This is a genomic window from Phenylobacterium sp. (assembly GCF_004799395.1).
GTDB lineage: Bacteria > Pseudomonadota > Alphaproteobacteria > Caulobacterales > Caulobacteraceae > Phenylobacterium.
In genome coordinates this window covers 1-18,222 of sequence record NZ_SSMZ01000131.1, presented here as the reverse complement: position 1 = coordinate 18,222, position 18,222 = coordinate 1, and the positions used below count along the sequence as shown (strand labels likewise).

Sequence of the window (18,222 nt, the reverse complement as noted above, 5' to 3'; positions counted from 1 at the left end):
CAAATTCGGCCAGGCCCAGCGCGGCGCCGGTGGCGATCACCAGCCAATCGGCGTCGCCGCGCTGAGCGGCGATTTCGGACGCGAACGCCACGCCGGCCGCCTCGGCCGACTGGCGCAAGGCTTTCAGCGCCTGACGCGGATCGAGCCGCCAATCCTCACGCAGGAACAGGGCTTCGACATCTTCGGCTACGCCGGGCGCCAGGTCGGCCAGCAGCGATCGCGGCAGGTCCGCGCCGCGCAGGCCCAGCCGCGCCAGGCCGCTGCGCACCGGCGCCAGCCAGGAGGCTGCGCCAACGGCGGCGGTTCCGGACCTGTCGACCTCGACGCCTGCCCGCGCCGCCAGGGCTGGCCAAAGGTTCCGCGCGGCCAGCAGCAGGTCGAGGTCGGCCTCGTCGCCGCCGTCCAGCACGGTCTCGAATACCGGGGCGAGCATCCCGGCCGCCACCGATGAGGCCTGGGGCGCGGCGGCGGGATCGCTGAGCGTCACCGCGCAGCCGGCGTCAGCCAGCGCCAGGGCCGTGGTCAGCCCCAGCGCGCCGGCTCCCGCCACCATGACCTTCGGCCCATGCGTCATGGGCCTAACGAACCGTCCGGCCCGCGAAAATCAAGCGGAACCCGGCGCCCGCGGCTATTCGGCGGCGATGCTTACCGGCTTGGCGTTGCGATCCTTGAAGTTGATCTCCTGGAGGTACTTGATCCCCTCCTCGGCGATGTCGTCGCCGACCATCTTGTCGCCTTCGGCCTTCAGTTCGTCCATGTCGACGTAGGTGGCGTAGAAGGCGCGCGTGCGTTCGGTGATCAGGCCGGCGTTGTGCAGGGTCTTGATCAGGACGCGGAAGATGTTGGTCTGGCTCTTCAGCCGTTCCCGGCGCGCCTCGTCGTTCTGGATGATCTCCCGCACGCCCTCCAGCACCTTGTCCGGGTCCAGGCCGAAATCGCGATAGACCTGCGCCTGCTGGATCGGCGAGCCGAGGTTGAACAGCAGCGACTGGAAGCAGTGGGCGGCCCAATCCTCGACCGTGTTGCGCTCTTCCTGGCTCATGCGCGGGATGGTGCGGTCGGCCCAGATCTTCCCGAACTTGTGGTGGAAGGCCTCGTCGGTCATCACCAGCTGGAAGAGCTTGCGCGCCAGCGGGTCGCGGTTGAATTGGAAGCCGGTGGCGAAGGCGCCCATGGCCAGGCCCTCGACCAGCATCTGCATGCCGATGATCTTCTTGTAGACCTCCGGCGCGGAAATGATGTCCACCAGAAGCTGTTGCAGCACCACCCCGCACGGCCGCGGCCGGCCCCAGCGGGCCTTGATGTATTTGGCGAAGGCGGTGACGTGGCGGGCCTCTTCGCGGGTCTGGTTGGCGGCGTATTCCTGGGCGCCCTGGTCCTTCAGCACATGGCAGAGGCTGGCCGACAGGTTCAGCGCGCCCTGCTCGCCATGCAGGATCGAGGAAAATTGCCAGAGCGCCATCTCATTGATGAACTTGGCCTTCTGGCCGGTCTTCTCGAGGTGTTCGAGGACATAGGGCACGCCAAGGCTGACCACCTGGTCGTCAGGCAGCAGCGCGTCATTCTCCATGTCCCATGGCGCGGAGAAGTCGATGTACTTGGGATCCAGCGGATCCCAGAAGTGGTCGTGGGTCGCCGAGATGATCTTGTCGAAGGCCGTTGAGCGGGCGTTGTAGCGGTCAAGCTCCAGCATGGACTCGAAGTCGTCGGGCGCGACGGCGTCGTAGAGAATATCCTTGGTGATGTTGCCGTCGGCCATGTGATGTGTCCTGCCTTTGCCCCGGGGATGAGACCATCAAAGTGTCAACTGAACAATGATATCTTACGTCACGGTCCGCCACGAGAGCCGCCCGCGCGGGCGCGTCGCGATCGTCAGCGTCGACAACCAGACGAAGCTCAACAGCCTTTCGTCAGAGGTGATGGCGCAGTTCGTCGCCGCCTTCGCGGAACTGGCCACTGAGCCGGACCTGCGCGCCGTTGTCCTGACCGGCGCTGGCGGCAAGGCCTTCATCGGCGGGGCCAATATCGACGAGATGGCGCAGCTTGCTTCGCCGGAAGCCGCGCGGGTCTTCATCCTGAAGGTGCATGGCTGTTGTCGCGCGATCCGCGACCTGCCCGTCCCGGTGATCGCCGCCGTGAACGGCTGGTGCCTGGGCGCAGGCCTGGAGATCGCCGCGGCCTGCGACATGCGCATCGCCGCCGAGACTGCGGTCTTCGGCATGCCGGAGGTGAAGCTGGGCCTGCCCTCGGTGGTCGAGGCCGCCCTCCTTCCCGCGCTGATCGGCTGGGGACGCACCCGGCGCATCCTGATGACCGGCGAGACCTTCAGCGCAGCCGACGCCGCCGCCTGGGGCCTGGTCGAGGAGGTGCATCCTGCGGCCCTGCTGTTCTCCGCCGTCGACACCTTGCTGGACCTGTTGCTTCAGGCCGAGCCGCGCGCCGTACGCATCCAGAAGTCGCTGATCCGCGCCTGGGAGGACCTGCCGATCACCGCCGCGGTCGCCGCAGGGGTCGACGCCTTCGAGGACGCCTGGAACACCGACGGGGCCGCCACATCCATGGCCCGCTTCCTGGCCGAGCGGGCGGCGGCGAAGGGACGTTAGCGCGTGGAGGTCTTGGCCTCGCCCCAGCCCAGGTGCCATTCCGGCTCGCCGGCGTAGCGGGCCGCCAGGAAGTCCACGAACACGCGCACCTTCGCCGCCAGATGCCGGGCGTGCGGATAGACCGCGTGCACATGGATCACCTGCACTTCGTAGGCGCAGAGCAGCGGGACCAGACGCCCGGCGCGCAGGTCCTCGGCGGCCGCGAAGGCCGGGGTGCGGGTGACGCCCAATCCGCGCCGTGCGGCGGCCACGCAGGCGTCGGCGCCGCCGAATTTCAGTCGGCCGTGGACGCGCACGTCGTGGCGGTCTGCATGGCCGCCGTAACTCCATACCGTCGGATCGCGCATGTTGTTGTCGAGGATCGCCTCGTGTTTTGCGAGGTCGTCGGGCGTGGCGGGCGCGCCGGCGGCCTGCAGGTAGCCGGGCGAGGCGCAGGTCACCATCCTGACCGCCGCCAGCTTGCGCGCGATCAGCGAGGAGTCGCCAAGCTCGCCGATGCGCACGCCGACGTCGAAGCCTTCCTCCACCAGGCTGACCATGCGGTCGGTGGCGCTGACGTCCAGCGACACCTCCGGATAGGCCGCCGCGAAGTCCAGCAGGGCCGGCGTCAGCTGGCTCGCACCAAAGGAGACCGGGGCGGAGATCTTCAGCAGACCCTTCGGCCCGCTCTGGTCGCGCACGGAGCCTTCAAGCGCCTCGAAATCGTCCAGGACGTTGCGCGCCCGCTCAAGATAGGCCCTGCCGGTGTCGGTGAGCGACACGTCGCGCGTTGTGCGGTTTAGCAACCGCGCGCCAAGGCGGTTCTCAAGCCGGGCCACCAGCTTGGAGACCTGGGCGCTGGAGACGCCCAGACGCCGCGCGCCCTGCGTGAAACTGCGGGCGTCGGCCACGGCGGCGAAGGCGTTGATCTCGTCAAAACGGTCCATGGACGTCCCCGGGCCATTGCTTCCTCTGTGGAAACATAATTGTGCGTTCAAGCCGGATTATCAACTGAACGGCGCGGGTGCATTTAGCGCTCACACCAATTCAAGAGGACGAGAACCATGTCCAAAGCCCGCACCGTCGCCGTGATCGTCGGCAGCCTCCGCAAGGAATCCTTCAGTCGCAAACTCGCCAAGGCGTTCACCGCCGCGGCTCCCACCCATCTGAAATTCGACTTCGTCGACATCGGCCAGCTGCAGTTCTTCAACCAGGATCTGGAGAGCACGCCTCCGGCCGAATGGACCGCATTCCGCGACCGCATCAGGGCGGCGGACGCTGTCCTGTTCGTGACGCCGGAGTACAACCGCGGCATCCCCGGCGTGCTCAAGAACGCCATAGATGTGGGCTCGCGCCCCTATGGCCAGAGCGTCTGGAACGGCAAGCCCGCCGCCGTCGTCAGCAACTCTCCTGGCGCCATCGGCGGCTTCGGGGCCTACCACCATCTGCGTCAGTCGCTGGTGTTCCTGAACATGCCCACGGTGAACCAGCCGGAGACCTATGTCGGCGGCGTCGCCTCAATGTTCGACGAGGCCGGCGAGCTTACCAACGAGGCCACCCGCGAGTTCCTGACCGGCTTTGGCCAGGTCTTCGCCGACGGCATCGAGAAGCACCTGAGCTAAGCCCTTGACGCTTCCCACCCTATTCATCCCCCACGGCGCGGGCCCCTGCTTCTTCATGGAGTGGACCCGCGGCCCTGCCGACACCTGGGACCGCACCGCCGCCTGGCTGAAGGGCATGGTGGCGGACCTGCCAGAGCGGCCTAAGGCGATCCTGATGGTCAGCGGCCACTGGGAAGAGCCGGTGTTCACGGTCGGCTCCTCGCCCCGGCCGCCGATGGTCTTCGACTACCACGGCTTCCCCGAAGAGACCTATCGGCTGCGCTTCGAGGCGCCGGGGTCGCCGGCGCTGGCGGCGCGGGTACGTGACCTGCTGGGCGCGGCGGGTTTCCCCACGGCGGAAGACGCCCAGCGCGGCTACGACCACGGGGTCTTCGTGCCACTGCTGCTGGCCACGCCCGAGGCCGATATCCCGGTGGTGCAGCTCTCGCTGCGCGCTGACCTCGACGCGCAGGCGCACCTCGCGGCAGGCCGGGCGCTCGCGCCCCTGCGCGACGAGGGCGTCCTGATCGTGGGCTCGGGCATGAGCTGGCACAACATGCGCGGCTTCAGCCCGGCCTTCACCGAAAAGTCGAAGGTTTTCGACGCCTGGCTGGAGTCGGCGATGACCGATACGGCGCATCGCGATGAGGCGATCCGCCACTGGGACCAGGGCCCCTACGCCCGCGAGGCCCATCCGCGCGAAGAGCATCTCGCGCCGCTCTTCGTCGCGGCCGGCGCGGCGCAGGGCGAACCCGGCCGCGTGGCCTTTCGCGACGTGGCGATGGACGTGGCGCTTAGCGGCTACGAATTCGGTCGCGCCGCGGCTTAGGCGGCGGCGGTGGCGGCGGTGGCGGTGGCGGCTTCCACGACCGCTTTTCGACGGGTTTCCAGCGCGAACTCAATAGCCTCGAACAGGCGCGCCGCCTCGATTGGCTTGGCGACGAAGCCATCCATACCGGCGTCTGCGTATTCCGCCACCTGATGCGCCATGGCGTTGGCGGTCAGCGCGATGATCGGGGTGCGCGCGAGGCCCGCAGCCCGCTCGCGGGCGCGGATCATGCCGGTCGCGGTGGGTCCGTCCACCTCGGGCATCTGGACGTCCATCAGGATCATGTCCCAGGGCTCGCTGGCCCAGGCCTCGACAGCCTCGCGGCCGTTGCCGACGATCGTGGGCTCGATGCCGACCTGCGCCAGCAGGGTGCGCAGGACCAGCTGGTTCATGCCGTTGTCCTCGGCCGCCAGCACGCGGATCGCGGCCGCCTCGTCCATCACAGCCGGCCGCTCGCCGGTGACCCGTAACGTCCGCTCTGGCGAATCGGCGACCCGCTCCAGCGGCAGATCGACCGTGAAGGTCGCGCCCTCACCCGGGCTGCTCTCGGCGCGAATTTCGCCGCCCATGAGCGCGGCCAAGTCGCGGCAGATCGAAAGGCCCAGACCGGTGCCGCCGTAGCGCCGGGTCGTCGACGCGTCGGCCTGCTCGAACTTCTGGAAGAGGCCGGTCAGCTTCTCCGGCGCGACGCCGATGCCGGTGTCCGCGACCTGCAGCCGCAAGCGCCGGCCTCGCCGCGACAGGGTCACCTTGATCCCGCCCTTTCCCGTAAACTTCAGCCCGTTGGAAATCAGATTGTAGAGGATCTGGCGGACGCGGACGCTGTCGCCGATGTAAACACCTCGCGCGGCCGGCTGGATATTCAGTGTCAGCGTCAGCCCCTTGGCCTGAGCGGTGGCGGCGAACGCGCTCAGCGCGCCCTGCACGGTCTCCTCCAGGTCGAACTCGGCGCGTTCCAGCTCCAGCTTGCCGGCCTCGATCTTGGACAAGTCCAGCACGTCGTTCAGGATCGCCAGCAGGCTCTCGCCGGACTGGCGGATCACGTCCAGGCGTTGGTGCTGCTCATCTTCGAGTGTGCCCATGGCCATTGCCTGGGCCATGCCCAGCACGCCATTCAGCGGCGTGCGGATCTCGTGGCTCATGGTGGCCAGGAACGCGCTCTTGGCGCGGGTCGCGGACTCCGCCTCCTCCTTGGCCTGGACCAGGGCGAGCTCGGCGGCCTTGCGGTCGGTGATGTTCTGCAGCGCGCCGATCATTCGCAGCGGCTGGCCCTCGTCGTCGGTGAGATAGCGCACGGCGCCCTGCACCCAGACGTCCTTGTCGTCCGATCGATGCACGCGGTACTCGGGCCGGTAGGGCACCCCCTCCTGCTCGTGCCGGCGCCACTCTTCCTTCACCCGCGGCAGGTCGCGCTCGTCGATCGACGACCAGATATCCCGCGCGAGCCGCTCGTAGGTCTGTTCGTCGGTGTAGAAGTTCGCCGGAGCGCCGATGTTGATCAGCTCGTGGCGGCGGAAATCCAGTTCCCAGACGTGAATGTCGGCGGTTTCCATCGCCACCCGCAGGCGCTCCTCCGAGCGTTCCGCCCGCTCCAGGCCCTCAACCATGCGCGTGACATCATGCGAGCTGATGATCAGGCCGCCGATCTCCCCGGCGCTATCGCGCCAGGGCGTCAACTCCACCTGCAACCAGATGACCGAGCCGTCCGGCCGGTGGAACTCGACCCGGTCGGCCTGGATCGGCTCGCCGCCAAGGCAGCGATCGTAGACCGGCCGCCACTTCTCGTAGGTGCTGGGAAACAGCTCGTAAAGCGAGTGGCCGATCACCTCGCCGTCGCCCAGCTGGCGGCTCTCGATCCAACGCGGGCTGGCGGAAAGGATCCGCATCTCCAGGTCGGTCATCAGGAGCGAGAGGGGCGCCGTCTCGATGATCATCGCCACCATGCGCTGGGCGACGTCGCTCTCCCGGCGCGCGGCCTCACGAGCGTTCCTGGATTGTATGCGGCTCCATTCGTCGGCCACGAAATCGGCGAGGTCCTGCAGCCGCTCGGCCAAGGCCTCGTCAAAAGGTTTGGCGGTCTGTCCGGCGACGGCGAAAACGCCCGGGATCGAGCCGTCTTCGAGCTGGATCGGGGCCGCGGCGTAGAAGCGGACATGCGGCGAGCCGGTGACGTTGGGGCGATGGCGGAAGCGGTCGTCCTGGCTGGCGTCGGCGACCCAGAGCAGCTTGCCGGAGTCGACGACCATACGCGCGACAGGGGCGTCCTTCGGCGCTTTGCCCGTCGGGTCGTGGCTGCGCCAGGCGTCGCCGTCGCTCAGCAGCACCACCGACGCCTCGACGTCCTCAAAGAGGGTGCGCGCAAGCCGGCGCGCCCGGTCGAAGACAGGCCCCGACTGTTCCAAGCCATTCGGCGCACGCGGGCGAAGTTCGCCTGCCATTCGCTTCCCCAGAGGCGACGATGCGCCATTCGGATCAACCCTGACCCGGACCCGGTTAAGAAAGGGCTTTAATCACCGGAACCGTCGCGCCTGTTTGCAACGAGGCGGTGCAGGACAATGCCGCTTGAGGTTGCAACGTTCAGGGAGTCGAAGCCGTCCGCCATGCCGATCCGCACGCCGCGGGCCAAGGCCATCACTGAGGCCGGCAGCCCCGCCCCCTCGGCGCCGAACAGCGCCGCCACCCGCAGGCCTGGCGCGACGTCGTCCAGCTCGCTCTGTCCCTGCGGCGAGAGCGCCAGCACCTCGAAGCCCTCCGCGGCCAGCCGTCCGGCGAGATCGACGGCCGTTCCAGCCCGCGCGAAAGGCACGGTGAGCGCCGCGCCCACCGAGACGCGGATCGCCTTGCGATAGAGGGGATCGCAGCAACCGTCGTCGAGCAGCACAGCGTCGGCGCCGAAGGCCGCGGCGTTGCGGAACAGGCCGCCCATGTTGTCGTGGTTGGCGATGCCGGCCAGGCCGACCACCAGGGCGCGCGGCGGGAGCGCCGCCAGCAGGCTCGCAAGGTCGGGCTCCGCACGCACGCCCGCGGCCAGCACCCCGCGATGGATGTGGAAGCCGACCACCGCATCCATGACCGCCTGCCCCGCCGCATAGACCGCCACCTCCGGCGCCAGCTCGGCGAGCATCGGCGCGAGCGTCTCCGCGCGCTTCTCCGCCACCAGCACCGAGCGCAGAGGATGGCGACCGGCGCGGATCAGCTTTTCCAGCACCACCACGCCCTCGGCGATGAAACCGCCTTGCCGGCCGACAAGGTCGCGCTCGCGCACCTGCAGGTAGTCCGCGAGGCGCGGATCGTTGGGATCGTCGATGGGGATCAAGGGCCGCACGCGGGCGGTTCTGTCACGGCTGGGCGGCAGCCTCTAGTCGCCGCAAAGTTGACGCTGGCGTCATTTTACGATCTATACGATGCTTAAATCCCGCGGAGGACGACCCATGGCAGACGGCAATCTGGCGAACCTGGCCGAGGCGCGTGAAGCTGCCTACGGGACTGCGCTCGCGGAGCTGAACCCCGCCCAGCCGGCGCTGTTCCAGGCCGACGCCATGTGGCCGATGTTCGAACGCCTGCGCGCCGAGGCTCCGGTGCACTACACCCGCGAGCACGAGTTCGGACCCTACTGGTCGATCACCAAGTACAACGACATCATGGCGATCGACACCAATCACCAGGTGTTCTCGTCCGAGGGCGGCATCACCATCGCCGAACCGCCCGGCGGCGACGGTCCGTTGCCGATGTTCATCGCCATGGACCCGCCACGCCACGATGTTCAACGCAAGACGGTGAGCCCGGCGGTCTCACCCACCAGCCTGCAGGTCATGGAGCCGCTGATCCGCGAGCGGGCGGCCATGATCCTCGACAACCTGCCGATCGGCGAGGAATTCGACTGGGTCGACAAGGTCTCCAAAGAACTGACCGGCATGACGCTGGCGACGCTGTTCGGCATGCCGCAGGAGGACCGCCGCCAGCTGATCTATTGGTCCGACGTGGTCACCGCCGCGCCCGGCCAGGGCCTGATCGACAGCTTCGAGCAGAAGATGGCGATCTTCGTGGAATACCACGCCTACTTCACCAAGCTCTGGAACGAGCGGGTCAACGCCGACCCCACCGGCGACCTGGTCTCGATGCTGGCGCACGGCGAGGCCACGCGGAACATGGAGCCGCGCGAATTCTTCGGGAACATCGTGCTCCTGACCGTCGGCGGCAACGACACCACCCGCAACACCATTTCCGGCTCGATCCTGGCGCTGAACCAGAACCCCGATCAGTACGCCAAGCTGCGCGCCGACCCTTCGCTGATCCCCTCGATGGTCTCCGAGACCATCCGCTGGCAGACCCCGCTGGCCCACATGCGCCGCCGCGCGCTGCAGGACTTTGAGTTCGGCGGCAAGACCATCAAGAAGGGCGACAAGGTGATCATGTGGTACGTCTCGGGCAACCGCGACGACGAGGTCATCGACCGGCCCAACGACTACATCATCGACCGCGAACGCCCGCGCAACCACATCTCCTTCGGCTTTGGCATCCACCGCTGCGTGGGCAACCGGCTGGCCGAGCTGCAGCTGAAGATCATCTGGGAAGAGATCCTCAAGCGCTTCCCGACCATCGAGGTCGTGGGCGAGCCCAAGCGGGTCTATTCTACCTTCGTGAAGGGCTACGAGACGCTGCCGGTGGTGATCCCCTCGCGGGCCTAGGCTCAGGCGACCTCGGCCAGTTCCATCGGTTCCCAGGCGGCGGCGACGGCGGGCGCTGCCATGGCGGTCTCGATCGCCTCGAAGAGGCTCGCGCCGACGATGGGCTTGGACACCCACACGTCGATGCCGGCCTCGGCGTAGCCGTCGACATCGCGCGCCGACGGATGGGTCGCCAGCGCCACGATGGGCGTCCCCTTCCAGCCGAATTTCACCTCCACCGAGCGGATCATGCGCGCGGCGGTCGGGCCGTCGATCTCGGGAGTCTGGGCGTCCATCAGGATCAGGTCCCAGTCCTCGCGCCGCCAGGCCTCGATCAGCTCGTCGCCGTTGGTGACAAACTCGACCTCCATGCCGATCTGCGCCAGCAGGGTCCGCAGCACGAGCTGATGGACCCCATTGGCCTCGGCCGCCAGCACGCGCAGCGGCTGGCCGGACGCCGGCCGCATGGCGGCGAAAGCCGGCAGCGGCGCGGATTCAACCTCCGTTTGGGCGAAGTTCTCCCACGCCTCGGCGGCGACCGGCGGCGCGGCGCGTTCGGCGCCAGGCGCCCCGACGATGGCTTGCAGGATCGAACGCGCGTGTTCGCCCGCCGCCTGGATCGGCGAGAGGCGGCTGCGCACCGTTGCTGACACCCGGCGGTCGGACGTCAGGCTCCCCGTGGCGGTCAGCAGTTTCTCCAGGGCCGGAACAGCCTGGTGCTCGATCGCGGTCTGGACAGCGCGCGTGGCGCAGCTGGCGTTCTCGATTGCCTTTGCAGCGCCGGCCATCGCGGCCTCGGCGCGCCGCGCCCTGAACCGGCTGAGCACAGCGTGGGCCGCCACGGCAAGGATCGCCGCTACCGCCAGGAGCCGCCCAAGGCCATGGCTGTGCGGCGCGACCGCGATCCCCAGGAAGCCGGCCACGAACGCCGGCAAGGCCAGGTCGGCTGTCAGTCGCAGCGACACAGCGGCCCCATCGGCGCGAGCGCCGGCCCCATTCCCATCTTCCACCATCACCGACCCCGATTTTTTCCGGAGGGTGACAGGCGTTCGCCAAAGTCCCGTTAATTTGCGCGGCGGCGAGACCGCCTAGCGGTCCTCCACGGTCTCCCGCACCCGCACGATCAGCGACTGGCTGGCGGTGGCCAACAGCTCGCCGTCCTGGGCGAACAGGTACATCGCCCCGTGGCCGAAGCCGCCATGGACGCCCAGGATGCGGAGGTCGCACAGCACCCACTCGGTGGGCACGATCCGGCGGATGCGAAGGGTGTTGTCCAGGCTGTTGCCGCCGGCGTTCTGGCCGAGCGCGTTGCCGATTCCCGATGGCACATGGTCGGCGATGATCGCCAGCATCGAGGAGTCGATGGCGAACCGCTCGCGCGGCCGCACCCAGAGCAATAGGCGCCCGTCCTCCTCCGCCGCGCCCTGACGATCGAAGCCGTAGTGGCCCTTGGCGACGCGCACTTCCATGCGGCTGTGCAGGCCGTAGTGGGCTGCGCGCCAGTGCTCGCCCGGCTCGCAGTCCTCGGGCCGAGGGACCTTCGGCATGGTCAGCCACTGGCGCGACAGCTCGCTTGGCCGCGCGCCGAGGGCGGCGTTGACCGTGAAGATTTCCTTGTCGCCCACGTGGCCGATGACGCGCGCCTGGCTGTTGTACTTGCCGGCCGCCGGCACCCAGACATCCAGGTCCACCACGCTCGGCGGCTTGGCGTAGGACAGGTACTGCGCCGTGGCCCAGATCAGCGGCCTGCCGGTGGTGCGCTCCATGGCGCCGATCGCCGAGGCCAGGCCCACGCCGCCGAACATGAACATCTCGTCGGGCCGGCCGACACAGACGTCCGGCGTCAACGGCATGAACCAGCGATGCGGGTTGTGGGTCGCGCGCAGGTCGAAGAACAGCCGGTCCATGCGGCTCACTCTACCGGCGTCAGGCCCAGCGCGGCCATGGTCTCCGCGCGCAGGCGGTTGCGCTCGACCTTGCCCATGGCGTTGCGCGGGATCTCGGCGATCCAGGCGAAACGGAACGGCGGCAGCCCCTCGCTCTGCGCGGCCAGATGGGCGATCAGGCGCTCGCGGTCGAAGTCCTCGTCCTGGACCACCGCCAACCAGCAACGGTCGAGCCCGGCCTCATCGGGCGCGGCGAAGACCGCGGCGTCCAGCACGCCCGGGCAGCCCAGCGCCGCCTCCTCCAACGGGCCAGGCATGAACTTGCGCCCGCCGAGGTTCATGCGGTCGTCGGCGCGGCCCTCCAGCACCAGCAGGCCGTCGCCGCGCAGATGGCCGATGTCCCCTGGATGGAAGCCGCCCTCGCGGAACGCCGCGGCGCTGGCCTCAGGGTCGTCGATGTATTCCTGGGCGCTGCGCTCGCAGATGATGCGCACCTCGCCGGACTGGCCCGCCGGCAGCAGCGCCCCATCGGCGCCCACGATCTCCACGTGCACGTCCGGACCGGGATAGCCCGTCGCGCCGGGCGCCGCTTCCAGCAGAGCGGCGTCGGCGTGCGCCATGGCGCTGCACTCGGTCGAGCCGTAGATGATCCGCAGATCCGCGGTCAGGCGAAGCCGCGTCTCCTGCGCCAGGTCCCGCGGCAGAAGACTGCCACCCACCAGTATGCGCAGGCCCGGCAACGGCCGGAATTCCGGCGGGGTCACCGCCAGGAGCTCGCGCAAATGCGCAGGAGTGAAGGTCAGGAAGCTCGGCTTCAGGACCTCCAGGGTCTTCGGCAGGTCCTCAAGCTCCCAGCCGACGGTGATCGCCGCGCCCACCGACCAGCCGGTCAGACAGGTCATCAGGCCCAGCATCGAGTCGAGTCCCGTGCGCGGCATCCAGCGCCCGGACAGCCCGGCGCACCAGGTGACCGCCGCGTTGCGGACATTGGCGTCGATCATCCGCCAGCTCAGACCGACGCGCCGCGGCGTGCGCGTCGTGCCGGAAGACATCAGCACCCGGCCGATCGCCTCGGGCGCGACCTGAGCCGAGGTCACCGGGAAAGGCTCCGCGGCGAAGGCTGCGTCGATCCAGGCCTGGGTTATCCGCACGAACGCGCGGCCTTGCGCCAGCGGCTCGGCGCCCAGCCGCAGGTCCGCGGCCGCGTCGTACTCGGGGGTCGAAGCGACGCCCAGCCGCGCCAGGGCGAGCAGCAGCACCAGCTCCTCGTAGGCGTCACTATTCTGCGCCGCCACCAAGCCCGAGGCCGGACCGACGCCCAGGGCCCGCAAGGCGCCGGCGAAGCGGTTCACGTCGGCGTCCAGGTCGGCGAAGCTGAAGGCCCGCGCCGGCGTGATCACCGCGCTCGCCCGCGGCTGCAGCCTGGCCCGGAAGGCGACGTAGCGGTCGAACATCGCTCAGCCGTTCCCGCGCAGGGCGGCCGAGATCGCCGCCAGGCCCGCGTCCAGTTCCTCGGAGGTGGGCCAGCCATAGCCGACGCGGAAATGCCGATCCGACTGCTCGAACCAGTGACCGGGACCGACGTAGGCGCCGTGATCTTCCAGCAGGCGGCGGTAGAAGGCCTCCGTCCCGCCCGGCGGGTCGGCGGTCATGCGCGGAAAGCAGACCACCCCGCCGCTGGGCTTCACCCACTCGAGCCGGTCCTCGCCGGCCATCCAGTCGCTGACCCGCTGCAGGCGCCGCCGCATCTCGGCCAGCCGGGGGCCGAGGATCGCCTTGCGGTTCTCCATGATCTGCTCGGCGACCCACTCGTCCATGACACTGCCGCAGATGCTGATCTGCTCGCTGGCCGCCAGGAACACCTCCTGCAGGGACGGGTCCTTGGTGATCAGCCAGCCGATGCGGATGCCCGGCACGCCATAGGCCTTGGAGAGCGATGAGACGCTGATCACGTGGTCGCCCAGCGACGCGGCCGGCGGCAGCGGACCGTCGAAGGAAAGGTCACGATAGGTCTCGTCCACCAGCAGGCGGCAGCCATGGCGGGCGGTGAGGTCGACCAGGCCACACAGTTCAGCCTCGCTCAGCATCACCCCCGTCGGATTGTGTGGGCAGGTGACACTGACGATCCTGGTGGCCGGCGTGAGCGCCGCGGCGACCTTGTCCACATCGATCCGGAACCCGTCCTCGAAGCTGAGATCGACATGCGTCGTCGGACAGCCGATGGCGCGCGGCGTCTCCAGGTTGGTGGCGTAGTTGGGCCGGATCACCACCAGATGGTCACTGGCCGACAGCAGCGAGGTGGCGATGATGAACAGCGCCCCGGCCGCTCCGGTGGTCACCAGGACGTCCCCGGCGCAAAGCCCCTGCCCGTCTGCGGCGATCAACTCGCGCAGCCGCTCGCGGCCTCGGTGCTCGCCGTAAAGCAGCGGCATGTCCGGGATGGTCAGGCCGAGATCGGAGAGCTTCTGGTCGGCGACCGAACTCTCCGAGAGGTTCCAGCGGATGCGCGAATAGCCGTACTCCTCCGGGCTCTCCACCTCGATCGGCATTCGGACATAGCGCACGTTTGGGCGGCTCCTAGCTGCGGGTGAAGACCGGATCGCGGCGTTCGCGGAAGGCCGCGACGGCAGCGTGATGGTCGTTGGACTTGCGCAGGACCCGCAGCTCCGGCGCGGCGATCGCGCCCCAGTCCTCGGGCGAAAGGTCCAGAGCGCGGCTTGACGTGCGCTTGGTGGCCTCCACCGACAGCGGCGCGCGGCTGGCGATCCGCTCGGCCAGTGCGATGGCGGCGGCGCGCAGGTCGTCCGGCGCGTGCAGGCCGGTGACCAGGCCGTAGCGGTCCGCCGTCTCGGCGTCGTGGGGCAGGCCGGTGAGCAGCATGGCCTTGGCGCGGCTGACGCCGATCAGCCGCGGCAGGCGGTAGGTCGAGGCCATCAGACCGACGTTGACGCCGGCGCAGACGAATTTCGCCTCGGTCGAGGCCAGGCGGATGTCGCAGCAGCAGGCGAGTTCGAAGCCGCCGCCGACGCACCAGCCGTTGACGGCGGCGATCACCGGCACGCGGGTCTGTTCCAGCCGGTCGAGCAGCCTGCCGAATCCGGCCAGGTCCTCGCCTGCGGGTCCGACGTTCTTCAGGTCGTCGCCGGCGCAGAAGGCGCGGCCCTTGCCCGTGACGATCAGGCAGCGCAGCGCGTCGTCGGCCTCCACCTGATCCAGCGCCTCCATGAAGGTCTGGCGCATCTCCACGCCCAGGGGATTCATCGGCGGGTTGTCGATCTCCAGCAGGACGACGGCGTCGCTGACCGGCTGGACATGCACCTGCCCGCTCATGCTGGGATCTCCGTCTTACGTTCCACAGCCGCCGCGCCGGCCGCGATCAGGGCGTCGATCTCAGTAGCGGAATATCCGGCATCGCCTAGCACCTCGCGGGTGTGCTCGCCCACCTCGGCGGGGCCGCGGGTAAGCGCAACGGGCGTGTCGTGCAGCTTGATCGGCGTGCGCGGGAACGGCCGTCCGCCCGCCTCGACGAGCAGTCCGCGCGCCTTGACCTGCGGGTCGTCCCAGGCTTGCGCGATGGTGTTCAGCGGCCCGGCGGGAACGCCCTTGGCCTCCAGCCTCAGGACCCAGTTGGCGGAGGTGTCCGTCGCCAGGATCGCCTCGATCCGCGCCTGCAGGGCGTCACGGTTCTTCATCCGCCCGCCAGTCGTCTCGAAGCCGGGCTCGTCGGCCAGGGCCGTGTCACCCAGCGCCTCGCAGAACCGCTTCCATAGACGCTGACTGTTGACGCCCACCACCATGTGGCCGTCGGCGGTCTTCAGGGCCTCGTAGGGCGCCGCCAACCGGTGGCGCGTGCCGTTGCGCTGGGCCACCGCTCCGGTGGTCAGGTACATGCCGCTTTCCCAGATCGTGTAGGCCAGCGCCGACTCCAGCAGGGAGCTTTCCACCTGTTGGCCCTTGCCGGTGACGTGCCGGCTCTGGATCGCCGCCAGAACGCCAGTGGCGGCGAACAGACCCGCGTTGAGGTCGGAGATCGGCACCGCCGTCGAGCACGGCGTCTCGCTGCCGGCCTCGCCCACGAAGCTCATGATCCCGCTCATCGCCTGGGCGATCAGGTCGAAGCCGCCGCGGCTGCGATAGGGGCCGTCCAGGCCGAAGCCGGACACCGAGCAATAGACCAGCCGCGGATTGACCTTCGCCAGTTCCGCGTAGCCCAGGCCCATGCGGTCCAGCGATCCGGGCCGGTAGTTCTCCACGAAGATATCCGCCGTTTCGGCCAGCCTGCGCACGACGGCGGCGCCCGCCTCGGTCGTCAGGTCGAGCGCGATGGCGCGCTTGTTGCGGTTGACGAAGTCGAAGGCGCGGAAGCCGCCGCCCGTTCCGCCCAGTCCGCGGGTGCTTTCTCCGCCGGGCGGCTCGATCTTGATCACGTCGGCGCCCAGGTCGGCCAGCACCATCGAGCAATAGGCCCCGGCGATCACATGCGTGCAGTCCAGCACCTTCAGACCGGTGAGCGCGCCCATGGCCGGTTCCTCCCTAGCTGGCCGGCGCCAGGACGCAGGACCGCGCCAACGATACGCGGGTCAGGTCGCGCCGCCTTGCGAAGGCGTTGCGCGCGGTCTCGGCCGGATTGCGGCTCTTCTGCCACTCGCCCAGGTCCCTGTAGCCGGTCATCAGCAAGAGGCGCCGCGCGCCCTCCATCAGATCGTCCTTGCTGGGCTGGGCGGCGAACAGGCCGAAGATCTTCGTCTCGAAGTGGCCCTCGAAGTCCGGCCACGCCTCGCCGGACAGTTTCACGAATTCGTCGAAGCCCGTGGCGTCAATCGTGAACCAGTTGTGGACATAGACGCCCATCGCCGCCGGCTTCGCCCCATCGGCGGGCCTGATCGTCGGCGTCAGCCGATGGCGCTCGGCGGAGACCACGCCCGGCGCGCGCATCACCGCGTCGACCGCGGCGTCGCCGGTGGTCAGCACCAGCGCCTGGTTGGAGGCGAACCCCAGCAGGGGCGCGAACACCGCCACGGCCTTGGCGCCCAGCGTCTGGCGCACATGGTCGCCCAGCGCCTTCTGGGCCGTGCGATCTCGCTTCAGGCGCAGCTCGAAGTAGTTATATTCCATCAGCTTGCGCCTAATAGTTGACCCGCTGGGTGATGGCTCCGTCGACGATCATGTTGATGCCCGTGGTGAAGGCCGAGCGCGGGCTCGCCAGGAACACGGTCGCTGCGGCGATCTCCTCCGGCGTGGCCATTCGGCCGGTGGGATTGCGCTTGATCATCTGGTCGAAGAACCCGGGCATGCCGACCTTCACGCGGCCCCAGACGCCGTCGTCGAAGTAGACCGTGCCCGGCGAGACGACGTTGCAGCGGACCTTGCTGGCCGCGTTCTGCCGCGCAACGCCCTTGGCGAAGTGGATCAGGGCCGCCTTCATCGCGCCATAGGCCGACGGGTTGTCCGAATTCACCGATGACACCGACGAGATGATCAGGAAGGCCGCATCGCCGGTCTTGGCCGCCGCGGCCCCGAGGAAGGGCTGGGCGGCCTCCCAGGTGCGCACGGCGCCCAGCATGTCGATGTCGAACATCGCCTGCCAGTCGGCCTGCGCATTGCCCTGTACGAGCGCGCTGGCGTTGGAGACCAGGACGTCGATCCCACCCAGTTTTTCGGCGGCGCTCCGGACGAAGGCCTGCAGGGCCGCGCCATCGGCGATATCCACCACTTCGCCCCAGGCCTTGACGCCCCGGCCCTCCAGGACCTTCACGGTCTCCGCGATCTGCTCGGCGTTGCGAGCGCAGACGGCGACATTGGCGCCTTCGTCGGCGAAGCATTCGGCGATGGCTCGGCCAATGCCCCTCGTGCCGCCAGTCACCACGGCAGTCTTACCTTTGAGCTGCAAGTCCATCGCGTCTTCCCCTTCAGTCAGCCTGTCTTGAACAGGTCTCCGTACCGGTCGCGTAGCAGGTTCTTCTGCACCTTGCCCATGGCGTTGCGCGGCAGGTCTTCAACGAAGACGATCCGCTTGGGCGACTTGTAGGGCGCGAGCTGGCGACGGCATTCGGCGATCATCGCCGCCTCATCGCCCGCGCCGATGACGACCGCCACCACGCCCTCGCCGAAGTCCGGGTGCGGCACGCCGACCACCGCGCTTTCGGTGACGCCGGCCAGCTCGTCGAGCACCAGCTCGATCTCCTTGGGATAGACGTTGTAGCCGCCGGAGATGATCAGGTCCTTGGCCCGGCCCGAGATCCAGACTCGCCCGTCAGGGTCGCGGCGGCCCACGTCGCCGGTCCTGAAGAAGCCGTCGGCGGAGAACTCCTCGGCGGTCTTCTCCGGCATGCGCCAATAGCCGGAAAACACGCTGGGTCCCCGGATTTCGATGACCCCGGTCTCTTCCCCGCCGCCGATGCGCAGCTCCACGCCCGGCAGCGGATAGCCGACGCTGCCGGGGATGCGGTCGCCGACCAGCGGGTTGGAGGTGATGATCACCGCCTCGCTCATCCCGTAGCGCTCCAGGATGCGCAGGCCGGTGCGCGCCTCGAATTCGGCGAAAGTCGACTCCAGCAGGGGCGCGGAGCCCGAGATGAACAGGCGCATGTGCGCGGCGCGCGCGGGGGTGAATTCCGGATTGGCCAGGAGGCGCGTGTAGAAGGTGGGCACCCCCAT

18 protein-coding genes are annotated in these 18,222 nt (G+C 68.9%); 4 read left to right on the top strand and 14 right to left on the bottom strand.

Annotated features, from left to right (window positions below; all coding sequences use genetic code 11):
• Together E8A12_RS08975 and E8A12_RS08970 are read right to left on the bottom strand one after the other, a co-directional pair.
• On the bottom strand, positions 1–553 hold a 553-nt coding region (locus E8A12_RS08975; protein ID WP_293367797.1), incomplete at its 3' end, for an FAD-dependent oxidoreductase.
• Positions 554–628: 75 nt separating this feature from the next.
• Entirely contained in the window at positions 629–1,759 is a 1,131-nt protein-coding gene (locus E8A12_RS08970) for a ferritin-like domain-containing protein (RefSeq protein WP_293367795.1), read from the bottom strand.
• A gap of 55 nt (positions 1,760–1,814) precedes the next feature.
• Between E8A12_RS08970 and E8A12_RS08965 the strand changes: the two genes are divergently transcribed.
• Entirely contained in the window at positions 1,815–2,603 is a 789-nt protein-coding gene (locus E8A12_RS08965) for an enoyl-CoA hydratase (protein WP_293367793.1), read from the top strand.
• On the opposite strand, the gene E8A12_RS08960 is transcribed toward E8A12_RS08965, so the two are convergent.
• Positions 2,600–3,529 carry a LysR family transcriptional regulator gene (locus E8A12_RS08960; RefSeq protein WP_293367791.1) on the bottom strand — a complete coding sequence of 310 codons (930 nt, stop codon included), beginning with the start codon at positions 3,527–3,529 and terminating at the stop codon, positions 2,600–2,602. The two genes, E8A12_RS08965 and E8A12_RS08960, sit on opposite strands and share 4 nt — an antisense overlap.
• Before the next feature lie 117 nt (positions 3,530–3,646).
• Here E8A12_RS08960 and E8A12_RS08955 point away from each other — a divergent pair, with 117 nt between their 5' ends.
• Together E8A12_RS08955 and E8A12_RS08950 are read left to right on the top strand one after the other, a co-directional pair.
• Entirely contained in the window at positions 3,647–4,204 is a 558-nt protein-coding gene (locus E8A12_RS08955; protein WP_293367789.1) for an NAD(P)H-dependent oxidoreductase, read from the top strand.
• A 4-nt stretch (positions 4,205–4,208) separates the two neighbouring features.
• Complete coding sequence (locus E8A12_RS08950) at positions 4,209–5,012, top strand: class III extradiol ring-cleavage dioxygenase (RefSeq protein WP_293367787.1); 804 nt, start codon at positions 4,209–4,211, stop codon at positions 5,010–5,012.
• On the opposite strand, the gene E8A12_RS08945 is transcribed toward E8A12_RS08950, so the two are convergent.
• Both E8A12_RS08945 and E8A12_RS08940 read right to left on the bottom strand, forming a co-directional pair.
• The gene (locus E8A12_RS08945) at positions 5,009–7,450 is read right to left on the bottom strand and encodes an ATP-binding protein (protein WP_293367785.1); all 2,442 of its coding nucleotides are present in this window, start codon (positions 7,448–7,450) and stop codon (positions 5,009–5,011) included. The genes E8A12_RS08950 and E8A12_RS08945 overlap by 4 nt on opposite strands.
• Before the next feature lie 68 nt (positions 7,451–7,518).
• Complete coding sequence (locus tag E8A12_RS08940; RefSeq protein ID WP_293367783.1) at positions 7,519–8,337, bottom strand: RNA methyltransferase; 819 nt, start codon at positions 8,335–8,337, stop codon at positions 7,519–7,521.
• Positions 8,338–8,443: 106 nt separating this feature from the next.
• On the opposite strand from E8A12_RS08940, the gene E8A12_RS08935 reads away from it, so the two are divergent.
• Positions 8,444–9,700 (top strand): cytochrome P450, encoded by a 1,257-nt coding sequence (locus tag E8A12_RS08935; RefSeq protein ID WP_293367781.1) that lies wholly within the window; start codon positions 8,444–8,446, stop codon positions 9,698–9,700.
• A 2-nt stretch (positions 9,701–9,702) separates the two neighbouring features.
• Here the strand turns inward: E8A12_RS08935 and E8A12_RS08930 are convergent, their stop codons facing one another.
• The 9 genes from E8A12_RS08930 to E8A12_RS08890 form a co-directional block, all read right to left on the bottom strand.
• Complete coding sequence (locus E8A12_RS08930; RefSeq protein ID WP_293367779.1) at positions 9,703–10,644, bottom strand: response regulator; 942 nt, start codon at positions 10,642–10,644, stop codon at positions 9,703–9,705.
• A 123-nt stretch (positions 10,645–10,767) separates the two neighbouring features.
• A complete protein-coding gene (locus tag E8A12_RS08925) occupies positions 10,768–11,586 on the bottom strand; it encodes an acyl-CoA thioesterase domain-containing protein (protein WP_293367777.1) in 819 nt (272 codons plus the stop codon).
• Positions 11,587–11,591: 5 nt separating this feature from the next.
• Positions 11,592–13,019 carry an AMP-binding protein gene (locus E8A12_RS08920; RefSeq protein ID WP_293367775.1) on the bottom strand — a complete coding sequence of 476 codons (1,428 nt, stop codon included), beginning with the start codon at positions 13,017–13,019 and terminating at the stop codon, positions 11,592–11,594.
• Positions 13,020–13,022: 3 nt separating this feature from the next.
• Positions 13,023–14,129, bottom strand: coding sequence for a pyridoxal phosphate-dependent aminotransferase (locus E8A12_RS08915; RefSeq protein ID WP_293367773.1), 1,107 nt, complete (start codon positions 14,127–14,129; stop codon positions 13,023–13,025).
• Between the two features lie 13 nt (positions 14,130–14,142).
• Positions 14,143–14,895 carry an enoyl-CoA hydratase/isomerase family protein gene (locus tag E8A12_RS08910; protein WP_293367771.1) on the bottom strand — a complete coding sequence of 251 codons (753 nt, stop codon included), beginning with the start codon at positions 14,893–14,895 and terminating at the stop codon, positions 14,143–14,145.
• Positions 14,892–16,085 carry a CoA transferase gene (locus tag E8A12_RS08905; RefSeq protein ID WP_293367769.1) on the bottom strand — a complete coding sequence of 398 codons (1,194 nt, stop codon included), beginning with the start codon at positions 16,083–16,085 and terminating at the stop codon, positions 14,892–14,894. Before E8A12_RS08905 ends, E8A12_RS08910 begins: the two co-directional genes overlap by 4 nt.
• Before the next feature lie 13 nt (positions 16,086–16,098).
• Positions 16,099–16,680 (bottom strand): hypothetical protein, encoded by a 582-nt coding sequence (locus E8A12_RS08900; RefSeq protein WP_293367767.1) that lies wholly within the window; start codon positions 16,678–16,680, stop codon positions 16,099–16,101.
• A gap of 10 nt (positions 16,681–16,690) precedes the next feature.
• Positions 16,691–17,461, bottom strand: a complete 771-nt coding sequence (locus E8A12_RS08895; RefSeq protein ID WP_293367765.1) for an SDR family oxidoreductase — start codon at positions 17,459–17,461, stop codon at positions 16,691–16,693.
• 17 nt (positions 17,462–17,478) lie between these two features.
• Positions 17,479–18,222: AMP-binding protein (locus E8A12_RS08890; RefSeq protein WP_293367763.1), on the bottom strand; the 744-nt coding region annotated here is incomplete at its 5' end.

What these genes read in the sequence shown, in the direction of transcription:
- E8A12_RS08910 (WP_293367771.1), bottom strand. Translation starts at nt 14,895, where the DNA reads ATGAGCGGGCAGGTGCATGTCCAGCCGGTCAGCGACGCCGTCGTCCTG.
- E8A12_RS08925 (WP_293367777.1), bottom strand. Translation starts at nt 11,586, where the DNA reads ATGGACCGGCTGTTCTTCGACCTGCGCGCGACCCACAACCCGCATCGC.
- E8A12_RS08935 (WP_293367781.1), top strand. Translation starts at nt 8,444, where the DNA reads ATGGCAGACGGCAATCTGGCGAACCTGGCCGAGGCGCGTGAAGCTGCC.
- E8A12_RS08945 (WP_293367785.1), bottom strand. Translation starts at nt 7,450, where the DNA reads ATGGCAGGCGAACTTCGCCCGCGTGCGCCGAATGGCTTGGAACAGTCG.
- E8A12_RS08965 (WP_293367793.1), top strand. Translation starts at nt 1,815, where the DNA reads ATGATATCTTACGTCACGGTCCGCCACGAGAGCCGCCCGCGCGGGCGC.
- E8A12_RS08955 (WP_293367789.1), top strand. Translation starts at nt 3,647, where the DNA reads ATGTCCAAAGCCCGCACCGTCGCCGTGATCGTCGGCAGCCTCCGCAAG.
- E8A12_RS08970 (WP_293367795.1), bottom strand. Translation starts at nt 1,759, where the DNA reads ATGGCCGACGGCAACATCACCAAGGATATTCTCTACGACGCCGTCGCG.
- E8A12_RS08900 (WP_293367767.1), bottom strand. Translation starts at nt 16,680, where the DNA reads ATGGAATATAACTACTTCGAGCTGCGCCTGAAGCGAGATCGCACGGCC.
- E8A12_RS08920 (WP_293367775.1), bottom strand. Translation starts at nt 13,019, where the DNA reads ATGTTCGACCGCTACGTCGCCTTCCGGGCCAGGCTGCAGCCGCGGGCG.
- E8A12_RS08960 (WP_293367791.1), bottom strand. Translation starts at nt 3,529, where the DNA reads ATGGACCGTTTTGACGAGATCAACGCCTTCGCCGCCGTGGCCGACGCC.
- E8A12_RS08895 (WP_293367765.1), bottom strand. Translation starts at nt 17,461, where the DNA reads ATGGACTTGCAGCTCAAAGGTAAGACTGCCGTGGTGACTGGCGGCACG.
- E8A12_RS08905 (WP_293367769.1), bottom strand. Translation starts at nt 16,085, where the DNA reads ATGGGCGCGCTCACCGGTCTGAAGGTGCTGGACTGCACGCATGTGATC.